The 11,512-nt window shown below is 40.9% G+C and carries 11 protein-coding genes; 6 read left to right on the top strand and 5 right to left on the bottom strand.

Going from position 1 to position 11,512, the window contains the following annotated elements; translation table 11 throughout:
• Positions 1-99: 99 nt before the first annotated feature.
• Positions 100-1,461, bottom strand: a complete 1,362-nt coding sequence (locus B9T23_RS04490) for a cytochrome P450 (protein ID WP_228145895.1) — start codon at positions 1,459-1,461, stop codon at positions 100-102.
• 330 nt (positions 1,462-1,791) lie between these two features.
• On the opposite strand from B9T23_RS04490, the gene B9T23_RS04495 reads away from it, so the two are divergent.
• A complete protein-coding gene (locus B9T23_RS04495; RefSeq protein WP_228145896.1) occupies positions 1,792-2,844 on the top strand; it encodes an AraC family transcriptional regulator in 1,053 nt (350 codons plus the stop codon).
• Positions 2,845-3,225: 381 nt separating this feature from the next.
• On the opposite strand, the gene B9T23_RS04500 is transcribed toward B9T23_RS04495, so the two are convergent.
• Entirely contained in the window at positions 3,226-3,441 is a 216-nt protein-coding gene (locus tag B9T23_RS04500; RefSeq protein WP_067723482.1) for a cold-shock protein, read from the bottom strand.
• Positions 3,442-3,819: 378 nt separating this feature from the next.
• On the opposite strand from B9T23_RS04500, the gene B9T23_RS04505 reads away from it, so the two are divergent.
• From B9T23_RS04505 to B9T23_RS04525, 5 genes are all read left to right on the top strand, one after another.
• Positions 3,820-4,764 carry an ABC transporter permease gene (locus B9T23_RS04505; protein ID WP_086193171.1) on the top strand — a complete coding sequence of 315 codons (945 nt, stop codon included), beginning with the start codon at positions 3,820-3,822 and terminating at the stop codon, positions 4,762-4,764.
• Positions 4,764-5,657 (top strand): ABC transporter ATP-binding protein, encoded by an 894-nt coding sequence (locus tag B9T23_RS04510; RefSeq protein ID WP_086193172.1) that lies wholly within the window; start codon positions 4,764-4,766, stop codon positions 5,655-5,657. The genes B9T23_RS04505 and B9T23_RS04510 overlap by 1 nt, the downstream gene beginning before the upstream one ends.
• A gap of 72 nt (positions 5,658-5,729) precedes the next feature.
• A complete protein-coding gene (locus B9T23_RS04515; RefSeq protein WP_086193173.1) occupies positions 5,730-6,737 on the top strand; it encodes an isopenicillin N synthase family dioxygenase in 1,008 nt (335 codons plus the stop codon).
• On the top strand, positions 6,734-7,621 hold the full coding sequence (locus B9T23_RS04520) for a hypothetical protein (RefSeq protein WP_086193174.1): 888 nt from the start codon (positions 6,734-6,736) through the stop codon (positions 7,619-7,621). The genes B9T23_RS04515 and B9T23_RS04520 overlap by 4 nt, the downstream gene beginning before the upstream one ends.
• Before the next feature lie 7 nt (positions 7,622-7,628).
• Positions 7,629-7,958, top strand: coding sequence for an SMR family transporter (locus B9T23_RS04525; protein ID WP_067723492.1), 330 nt, complete (start codon positions 7,629-7,631; stop codon positions 7,956-7,958).
• Positions 7,959-8,069: 111 nt separating this feature from the next.
• Here the strand turns inward: B9T23_RS04525 and B9T23_RS04530 are convergent, their stop codons facing one another.
• From B9T23_RS04530 to B9T23_RS04540, 3 genes are read right to left on the bottom strand one after another with little or no spacing between them, the layout of a single operon-like run.
• Positions 8,070-9,092 carry an ABC transporter substrate-binding protein gene (locus B9T23_RS04530; RefSeq protein ID WP_086193175.1) on the bottom strand — a complete coding sequence of 341 codons (1,023 nt, stop codon included), beginning with the start codon at positions 9,090-9,092 and terminating at the stop codon, positions 8,070-8,072.
• Entirely contained in the window at positions 9,089-10,900 is a 1,812-nt protein-coding gene (gene atzF / locus B9T23_RS04535) for an allophanate hydrolase (RefSeq protein ID WP_086193176.1), read from the bottom strand. The genes B9T23_RS04530 and atzF overlap by 4 nt, the downstream gene beginning before the upstream one ends.
• A 12-nt stretch (positions 10,901-10,912) precedes the next feature.
• Entirely contained in the window at positions 10,913-11,353 is a 441-nt protein-coding gene (locus B9T23_RS04540; protein ID WP_086193177.1) for a CopG family ribbon-helix-helix protein, read from the bottom strand.
• Between the last annotated feature and the right edge of the window lie 159 nt (positions 11,354-11,512).

Consider the following 11,512-nt stretch of genomic DNA (forward strand, 5'->3'; position numbering starts at 1 on the left):
AAATACACTTTCTATAGGATTAAACTTAGGTGGTAGAAAACAAAAAGTATTGGATAAATTGATACAACTATTGTTTTAAATCATCATTTAATAATGTACTCATTTAAAATTTTCAGGTTTGGCTGTGAGTCTTACCATCATTTTTGAATAGCCGCGGACAAAATTAGATTGCACAATTTCAGGCTCAGCAATCACTTCAATAGTGTCAAAGCGGTTTAAAATTTCTTCCCAGAGAATGTGTAATTGCATTTCTGCCAAACGATTCCCCATACAGCGATGCACACCAAATCCAAATGACAAATGCTTTCTCGCGTCTTTACGATCAATCATAAATTCATCTGGTCGATAAATTACACGTTCATCACGATTTCCCGAGGCATACCACATCACAACTTTGTCACCCTTTTTAATCAATTGACCATTCAATTCCACATTTTGTTTTGCAACACGGCGCATATAAGCTAAAGGCGTTTGCCAACGAATAATCTCGGATACCATATTGGGAATTAAACTCGGATTAGCTTTGAGCTTGGCGAACTGCTCTGGAAATTGATGCAATGCCAGTACTCCACCTGTCATGGAGTTACGAGTCGTATCATTCCCTCCTACTATGAGCAATGCCATATTCCCTAAAAATTCTAGAGGACGTTTAATCAAATCTTTGGTCGCTTCACTGGATTGCATTAGACTGATTAAATCAAAACCCCATGGTTCACCAGCCGCGATTCGAGCTGCTTTATCGTGCCAAAGTGCCGATAATTGTTTTGCCATATCAGCAACACCGAAGAAAGTCTCATCCAATTTCATTGATCCACCCGTCGTTCCCGGCGTGGAAGAAGCTAAATTTGACCAATACACCAGTTTATGCCGTCTCTCATAGGGGAAATCTAATAATGTCGCAAGCATCCTTGCCGTAAGCTCAATCGACACTTTTTGCACAAAATCAAATGGCACACCTATAGGCAAGCTATCTAATACTTCAACTGTTCGTTCCCGAATTAAGCTTTCCATTTCTTTTAAATTTTGCGGCGCAACGACACCTTGAACAGCTTTACGCTGAACGTCATGTTCAGGTGGATCCATCGCAATAAACATATCAAGTTCAAGACCTTTGGGCCGATTACCCAACATGATGATCGGCTCAGATGAAAACAACTGATAATTTCTATCTATAAAAAGAATATCTTCATAACGGGTAATCGACCAAAATGCACCAAATGGACTGTTAGCTTGATAATGAACAGGCGCTTCATCGCGCAGCCGTTTGTAATAGGACTGCCAACGATGTTGTCTAAATAAAAACGGATTACTTAAATCAATATCGTTTAAATCAAGTGTGGATACTTCTGGAATCGGACGTTCAACAAATTGTGTAAAATCTTTATTCTCAAATATGCGCCCCCTAAGCTTCTGATACAGATATACAGCTTTGATTTGTATCTGGATGGGGACAGGTTTCATTTTTTGCTTTATTGATCGTTGCTGAGATTGTGGACATTTCCTTAACCTCACTTTTATGTTTTTAGAAGATATGAAGAGATTTACCGGATTCCAAGCCGACAACATGGGTAGTTCCGTCGTGCTCAACAAAGATAATTATTCCGATCACTGCTCTCCAGCAAAAGAACAGCATAGGTTATTAGTTAGCTCGACCTTTTTAATAATCTAATACTATAAAGAACAATAAAGGAGGTCATTTTTTGACAACATGGAGTCATAAAAAGACAGTCTAGAAGACTAGAAGAAGCGGATGAATTCCAACTCTGCTTATGGAGTAGCTCGGAGGTCATTTTGGAAGCCAAATACGTAGTGCCACCAGAACGGTTAAATCTGGATACAGCAAATATTCCTTCTAACTATGCACGTCTGATCGGCCGTGAACTTGGCTTAAATGTACGTGATATTCCTAAATTACTTCAATTCACTCAACTCACCACAAAGCAATTTATGCAGGAGGATACGTTACTTACAGCTCGGCAGCAGATTCAGATTTTGCAAAATAGTTTAGATCTTACTCATCATCTGGATTTTGGTTTACGTTTGGGACGACGTTTAACACCCTCCACACATGGTGCTATGGGTTTTCTTGCCAATAGCAGTGCTAATTTATTAATTGCATTAAAAGCATTTCAAGCTTTTCTACCAACGCGTATTAGCTTTGCTCATTTGCAATTGGAATATTCAGAAGATATGGTCATATGTTCCCTTCACTTCGATTTAAATCTTTCCTCTGCTATTCACCGTGTTTTATCTGAAACATGTGCAGTGATTTTATATGAATGTGCGGAGTTTATAATAGGACGTCCAATGTCTGAGACAACCATCTGCTTCAGTCATGATCAACCCAGCTATAACGAATGCTATGCAGATTATCTATCCGGTCAGTATTCCTTTTCTGCAGCAGATTTAAAAATACAGCTTCCGTTGTCCCTCTGTGAAATTCCTAATGCATCAGCAAATCATGACAATTATTTGCTCGCCAAGAGTCAATGTGAATCAATGCTGTCCAAACTAAATCCCATTGAGCATAGCTTTATTTATCAAATACAAAAAATAATGTTATCCAATCCATTAAGTGAACTGAGCGAAGAAAATGTTGCGGCAGCTTTATTTATGAGTAAACGGACCCTTGCACGCAGATTGGCGCTAGATGGAACAAGTTTTAGGGAAATTCGGGAATCAATCCTGTCCAAACAAGCCAGTAACTACTTACTTGACAGTGAATTATCTGTTGATGCCATCGCAACATTACTGAACTATCATGACAGTGCAAATTTTCGTCGAGCGTTTAAACGATGGTTCAATATGTCGCCAAGCGCGTATCGTTTGAAAATTAAAAAGTAATATTTATATTTATATTTTTAGTTAAACGCGTGATTCTCGCTGAGGTATATTTTGTTGTTGATCTGGATTCATTATAAGAACCCCAAGAGTATTGCACAGAAACTTGATAGCCTGCGTATAACATCATGGCGGATTTGATTGAGAATTTGCGGATGATTTTTGCAATCACATATTATTGTTATTCAACAAGGCTGATATCTATGAAATTGAACGCAGGAACTAACAAATAATAGCTTCACTGCCCTGTCGAGCAAGTTGAATTACATTATATATAGACATAAAAAAAGCCGAGAATCTCGGCTTTTTTGGCATACAAAACAAGAAAATAATTTGTAATTTACATCACATTTAATTTATCTGATTTTTGTATTTTAATATCTTTTAGATAGCAACGATATTTACTGCATTTGGGCCTTTTTGACCTTGTGCAACGCTGAATTCTACTTGCTGACCTTCCATTAAGGTTTTAAAACCTGAACTAGCGATTTCGCTGAAATGAGCAAAAACATCTGGACCGTTTTCTTGTTGAATGAAACCAAAACCTTTAGTTTCGTTGAACCACTTAACAGTACCTTTAACAACATTTGAGTTAGACATAATAAATCCTACTGATTTTTAATAATTTTTAGCCAATTTGTTGACTATTCATAACTTGGAAAATAATAAAGAATGAAACTTAAAATCTGAAAAAACGAAGGATTATGACTAAAACTGCGATACTTAAAGAAGATTTACCGAAACAAGACTTTTTTTCTAGTTGAGTTAATAATACATGAATTAAATGAATATTCAAGTTTTTTTATATTTATTATTTATTTTGATGATAAATAAGACATTAAATTTGATGATAGCGAATCTTCCATACTTAATTAAACAGTAAATTAAAATAGCTCCTCTATTTAATCATTATTCTGGCATTCATTTTGCTTAACAATATTACGTTTTATAAAAATAGTAATATTGGGGCAAATATAGATGAGTTATGTTGCAAAAGAACTCAGTCAAAGGAACAAGCTATTACTCGGCTTGTCTTCTTTCCTGATACCGATTTTGATTTGGTGTGCGGTCAGCTATTTACCTTTTATTTGGCATCCACAAGTACAGATTACCAATTCAGGCAGCGTGACATATTTACAAGTCGATAGTCGTATCGATAAAAACACTTTCTATAGTGAAGCGCAAAATGCAGTGAATGCTGGCTTAGCCCCACCACAAGGCAAATTGGTCAACCCGATTTACTTACCTGCACCGCATGAAGTCGCAAAAGCTTTGGTGACTGCCTTTGTCACTGCGCCTGTTCAACCAGATGCACCATGGTTTCACCAAAGCTTATGGCACAGTATTAAAATTGTCTTTACTGCTTTTTTCATTGCCTCACTGGTGGGTATTCCTTTAGGCATTTTATGTGGTTTTTCAGCCAGTATCTCGCAGCTGACCGAACCCTTTGTTGAGTTTTTCCGTTATTTACCTGCACCAGCCTTCGGTGCTTTGGCGGTTGCCATTTTAGGGATCAACGATGCACCAAAAATTGCCATCATTGTCATTGGAACTTTATTTCAACAAATTTTAATTATTGCCAATACCACACGGATGGTCGATCGCGGCCTGATTGAAGCGGGTTATACCCTTGGCACCAATAAACTCAAAAGCTTATTTCACGTGGTGATTCCGGCAGCGATGCCCGATATTTATCGTGATTTACGCGTACTTCTAGGTTGGGCATGGACCTACCTGATTGTTTCTGAGCTGATTGGAACAACTTCAGGGATTACCTGGTTTATTACCCAACAAGCGCGTTATCAAAACTTCGACAATGTCTATGCAGCGATTTTGATTATTGGCGTGATTGGACTGTTATGCGATGTGATTTTAATGAAACTCGGACAACGAATGTTTAAGTGGAAAGCAGGAGCAAAATAATGACTATAGAATTAAAACCAGAAAAATTTAATGCACAGCAGTATTTTCAGCGCATTTATGCCCGCCCTGTCATTTTAGAAGCAAAAAAACTCAGCCAGGTTTTTGGAGCAGGCAAAGCACGGCGCACCGTTTTAAATCAACTGGATTTAAAAATTCATAAGCGCGAATTTATTTGTGTGATTGGACCATCGGGTTGTGGCAAATCGACCTTTAGCCGAGTAGTGGCCGGACTTGATGATTACACCAGCGGTGAGCTTTTAGTTGATGGTCAGCCGATTCATGGCCCGAGTCCAGAGCGTGGCATGGTCTTTCAGGGCTACACTCTCTTTCCATGGAAAACGGTCAAAGAAAATGTGATGTTTGGCCCGAAGATGAAAGGTCAAAGTCATGCAACAGCAGAAGCTCATGCGCGTGAATGGATCAATATTATTGGTTTAGAAAAATATGAAAATCATTATCCGAATGAACTTTCTGGCGGGATGAAACAACGGGTTGCGATTGCCCGTGCATTGGTCAATGAACCAAAAATATTGCTGATGGATGAACCTTTTGGTGCACTTGACCCACATACGCGGCAGAAGATGCAGCGACACTTGATGGACTTATGGCAAAACATCGACATCACCATTGTTTTTGTCACCCACGATATGGATGAAGCAATTTTACTGGCCGATCGGATTGTGGCTTTAAAAGCTAATCCAGGTGAAATTAAAGAAATTATCGAAGTGGATTTACCGCGTCCGCGTTCACCGGAACTGTTACTCACCCCAGAATTTAAACGCTTACGTGAACGGGTCGATTTTCTGGTGCATGCACAAGAAGACCAACTTGATCCTGCACTGGAAGATTTACCGGTTATTCCACGCATGACCAAAGTCAGCACGACAAAATAAATCTAAAAGGCCTGTGGGACGACCCAGAGGTTTTCACGCTGTGTTGGACGACCAACAATTGAGGTGATTGCGATGCAAACGCACTATGTACTCCCCCTTGTTGATATCTCAAAACTGCAAAGTTCTGCATTGTCAGATCGACTTGAAGTCGCAGCGGCTTTAGACAAAGCCTGTAAAGACGTCGGTTTTTTATATTTAACCGGTGAACAGTTTAATTTTGAATATGTTCAAGATTTAATTCAGGTCACCAAAGCGTATTTTGAGCAAGATCTTGCGCTTAAAATGCAGCGTTATATTGGCTTATCGAAAAATCATAGTGGCTATGTACCGATTGGAGAAGAACAGTTTTCTGGACATAGTTATGATTTAAAGGAAGCCTTTGATGTCAATTATGATTATCAAGGGGCAAAAAGCGACTGTCCATTAATCGGGCCTACACTTTGGCCAGATGATGCCCAATTTAAGTGCGCCGTGAGTCAGTATTACCAACATTTACGTGGTATTAGCCAGCAGATTTTCCGCGGTTTTGCTTTAGCACTGGGGGTAAATGAAGATTTCTTTGATGCCAAGATCACTGATGCGCCAAGCCAGCTGCGCTTAATTCATTATCCCTACAATCCGGAGGTTAAAGATGCTGAAGGTATTGGTGCACATACCGATTATGAGTGCTTTACCTTACTTTTGCCGACGGCGCCAGGTTTACAAGTATTAAATAAACAAGGCGAATGGATCGATATTCCGCTCATTGAAAATACCTTGGTGATGAATATTGGCGACATGATGGAAATTTTGTCCAATGGTAAATATCTGGCCACCAAACATCGGGTTAAAAAAGTCTGCGAAGAGCGTTATTCATTCCCGCTGTTTTGTGCCTGCAATTACGACACCGTGATTGAACCTATTGTGGAAACAGATGCACCTCGATATTCCGCCTTGATTGGCGGTGAGCATTTGTTTAATCAAACGGCGCAAACCTTTCAATATTTAAAGCAACGGATTGCATCGGGTGAACTGGTATTAAAAAATGCGGTGCCACTGTCTTCATTCGGTTTAGGTGAAATACCGGAGGAAACAGCATGAACCTGTTCGAAATCCTCAAAAAAATTCCCGAAAGCCAAACGACTGATGGTCCGATTCCATCATACTTATATGGTGCATTCAGACGTAAAAGTATTAGTTTTTTTAATGGCCTGACAGATGAAAATACCATTGTGTATTGGTTTCAATCGCGCAGTTTCACCATCGACTTACGCTTAAAACATCGCACCGAAACCCCTGCCCATGAACGTCAGGGCTGGATTGGTCATACGCTTTGGGATACCGAGCAAGCACTGCTTTCATGGCAGGTTTCTGACACTGCAAATTATCAAAACCATGTGCAATGGCCTGAGCCTGCAAAACTACATGCCATCGGCAACTGTATTTTGGAGTTTTCACCAAGCAATGTATATGTGGAAGACTGGCGTCAGCAAGTCCATTCAGGTCTGTATTTAGGCCTCAGACTAAAAACGGCAGTTGATGTTGAACGTGGCGAGCAACTGAATATGGATGGCGGCTTGATTATCTGTGATCAGCACGTGGCTTATACGCTAACGCGTTTGCCGGAAATACAAAATATCGTGAGTCATTTGGATCTAACTGCAGATGGTCTGGAAACCCATAATATTGAACATATTGAAAGCTTTGAAGTGTCGATTGGCGCTGATGGTCACACGAAATGTTATTCCACCTCATCTGAACAGATCGATCAACCATTTAATTTTGACGGTTTTGACATCATCAATGATTCAACTTTAAAGCAACGTACGTCGTTAAACGGGCGTCAAATTGATTTGATTTTTGACATCGATATCTATCAGTCTACTTACCTGTTTCAACAGCAGACGTGTACTACACCAAGCAGTGAACATTGGTTAAAGACTGAAGAAAGTCACCTCTTGCATCACGCTAAATTGACCCTGTAGGCGGCCTATGTCTTTTATTTATTTATCTATTGCGATTATTGCGGAAGTCATAGCGACTTCTGCATTAAAAGCATCGAATGGATTTAGCATTTTATGGCCTGCTATCGCCACGATTATTGGCTATGCCATCGCCTTGTTTTTCCTGTCATTGACCATGAAAACCATTCCGATGGGCATTGCTTATGCCATTTGGTCAGGTGCCGGCATTATTTTAATCTCAACCGTGGGTTTATTGGTCTATAAACAACAGCTTGATATTCCGGCTTTAATTGGTTTGGGCTTTATGATAGTGGGTATTATCATTATTAATGTCTTTTCCAAAAGTACAGAACTCTAAGCTTTGCATGCGAATAATAAAAAACCCCCATTTCGGGGATTTTTTATATCGCTACATTGAAGATTAAAGCATCCCAAATCAGGGTTGGGGATACTGAACTTCATGCAATGCTTATTTCAGTTCTTCCACCAAAGTGGGCACAATCACGCTGTCGACATTCATTTCCATGGTGTAAATACCATTGCTGACGTTGAATTTATTGACGTGATAACTCGACCCATAAATTGAATCAAACCCTGTTCCCTTGCTGAATACTTTCTTGTTGGCCTCTAGATCGAGCAAGTGCGTGCCATTAATAAACTGTTCATAAACTTTTGCATCTACACCGACCCGTTTAGACATAATGGCAGCTGCATCCGCACGTGTTGCAGGGTCATTAATATACTTAACGGTTTTATCCCACACTTGGATAATCTTTTTCCATTGCTCTTTATTGGCTTCTAAATGCGAAGGATTAACCGTTAAGGTATCGTAAATTAAACCCGGTTTATCTTGAGATGTGAAAATCACTTTGGCACCCGCCACTGAGCTCAAAGCCTGATTGGCCACAGGTTGCCAAACCGCAATGGCATCAATATCTCCTGTGGCAAAGACCTGAGGCAATTCATTGGTCATGGTATTGACCAGTTTCACATCCTTTAAGCTAATTTTTGCATCATCTAAAGCGGTCGATAATAGCAAGTGATCAACTAAGCCTTTTTCAGTGGCAATGGTTTTGCCTTTTAAATCCTTGATGGAGTTAATGCCGTTTTTCGCAATGATGACATCATTTCCCGAAGAATAATCGGTTGCCATGATCATCACGCCTTTGGTACCGCCAGAACCTGTGACCAGGTTATCGCCGTTGGTGACCATGACTGCATCCAATTGATTCGCTGCAAAAGCAGACAGTGATGCTGAGTAATCAAACCATTTGAAGTCTGCATTGACACCTGCCTCCTTCAACCAGCCCTTTTCAATCGCCACTTGCCAAGCCACAAAACCCGGCCAGTCGCTATAACCAATCGTAATCGCTTTGCTATTCACACTGCCTTCAGCTTTGGCTTTAGGTTCTGGAATCTTTGCCGTGTTGTCACAACCACTGAGTAAAATAGCCGATATAACAGCTGACGATAAAAATGCCTTCTTAATCATTGCGCAACTTCCCCTATACAATTGCATTTAAATTTTGTGTTAGTCGTTTTGGTTAATTGAATATAGTCACGCCATCCGCCGAAATGGCTGATATCCGTTGCATCTGCCAAGGCATAAGCTTCGCAAATAAAGCCTTTCACCCAACTCCCATCCATCAGTTGCACATTCCCAATACCGAGTGGCGCAGGAACTTCCGCCACAATTTGTCCAAATAAGGCAAACGGAATATCCCACACTTCAACTTCAATGGCTTGACCGCCCTTTTGAGTGCATTGCAAGCCGGGTTTTGGCGGTGTGGTGTTTTTTAGTGCATACAGTTTGTAGTTCGATGCCGTCTTGGTTTTCTGTAATAAAGTTCCACCGCGGCTGCTGAGCTGGAAATTCAGCGGCATCCCCGTGAGATGGGCACCGACAACTGCCAGTTTGACTGAATGTTGAGAGGCTATATTTTGCATTTTTTCATAGTGCAGATCTGATGTGCCCAGTGGCAGATCCGCCGCTTGTTGCCAGCTTTGACCAAAATGCGCCAAGGCCTGATCCATCCATGCCTGCGCAATAAAAGTGACACCGCTGGGTAATCCATCAGCACGAATGCTATTCGGCAAGGCTAATGCAGAAAGATCTGCAAAATTCACGAAATTGGTATACGCTCCCATGTGACTGTTCTTCACGACAGGATCCGCTTCTACATCGCGAATGGTATAAATCGTGGGTGCAGTGGGAACCATTAGGGCATCATAAGACTGTAATACTAAATTAATTTGGCGCGCCAATTGCGCACGTTCATATTCAGCATTCATTGTATCTACAGCAGTAAATTGGTCTGCCTGAGCAATGATTTGGGCGATAATAGGATGTGCCTGTTCACGTTGCACCATTTTTTCTACGGCACTGGTACGCTCTGCCACCCAGGCTTTGTTATATAGTACGGATGCCAGCTGGTTAAAAACACTAAAATCAATCGCTTCAACCATATAACCCAATGATTGGGCGCGCTTTACAGCCAGTTCAAAAGCTTTTTGGCTTTCGATATCGCCATAAAATTCCAGTTGTGCCGGAATGGCAATTTTGCCTTTAGAAAATTGCGTTGGCACATTGGCTGGATGCGGACGTGAATATTCATCGGTTTTGTCATAGCCTTGCATGACTTGTGCAACTTGCCATGCATCATCGACTGTTAAGGCAAAAATCGAAATCACATCAATGGTGCGGCAAGCAGGAATTAAACCTGTCGTTGAGAACCAGCCTTTGGTGGGTTTTAAACCGACAATATTGTTGTGTCCTGCCGGCACACGACCGGAACCTGCAGTGTCTGTACCGAGTGAAAATGGCACTTGACCATTGGCCACTGCAACGGATGAACCTGAGCTTGATCCACCACTGATATATTCCGGATTAAAGCTATTTTTTACTGCACCAAAAGGTGAGCGTACGCCGACTAAACCTGTGGCAAATTGATCGAGATTGGTTTTACCCACCACAATTGCCCCGGCGGCTTTTAAGCGAGCGACCACACTGGCATCTGCTGTTGCCAAATAAGCCGCTTCTTTACATGCCGCAGTCGTATAAAAACCTGCAACATCAATATTGTCTTTGACTGCAAAAGGAATACCGTAGAGGGGGAAATCTTGTGCAGATTGATCTTTTAAGGCATCAATTTGTGCCTGAATATGCGCGGCTGAGGCAATTTCAATCCAGGCATAATCATCGTTATTGAAGGTTTTGACGTACTGAATTAAATCGCCAAGCTGAATCTTTTGCGTTAAATACGCGGTTTTCCAATCTTGAATGGTCCATAACTTTGACATAGTCGGTCTTCCTTATTTTTCATCATTTTGTGGAATGGGCGGCATCACGGCATCCATCATCTCCAAATGCCCTTTGATGACCCCTTTTAAAGCAATAAATTGTTGGCTGATGTGCTGTAGTTCATCACTGACGCCCTGCATCAGCATCACTTGTAAAATTTTTTCGTCATCGAGCTGAATATGCAGCGAACTAATGACTTGAGATAAAAACTGTTGTTGCAGGTCAATCAGTTGTGTACGTAAAGGTTTTAGGCTCACGTCATAAAGCAAGGTCAACGTGCCGACCATCACCGCGTTATTTTCAATATGATCGGCAATTAAATGTTTATTGATCATGTCGACAATGGCTTGCGAACGACTTTCGTAGTGCTGCTCTACAATTTTTTGATCGAGGGCATTCAACGTTTGTTCAGGCACAGTAATACTGATGCGTGCCAGTTTTTGTTTTGGCACAGTGTTATCCTCGCGGGTGATCCTGTTTCACGTATAAACCGGCACGTGCAGTTAAAAGTTCGATTAAGAATTGTTTCCATGGATGCAGTGCTTTTTTCTGTTTAGCAGTGTTCATGTGCATCTCCTTTTGGTATTACCAAAACTTTGTTTTGTATTACT

The organism is Acinetobacter terrae (genome assembly GCF_002135195.1).
Classification (GTDB): Bacteria; Pseudomonadota; Gammaproteobacteria; order Pseudomonadales; family Moraxellaceae; genus Acinetobacter; species Acinetobacter terrae.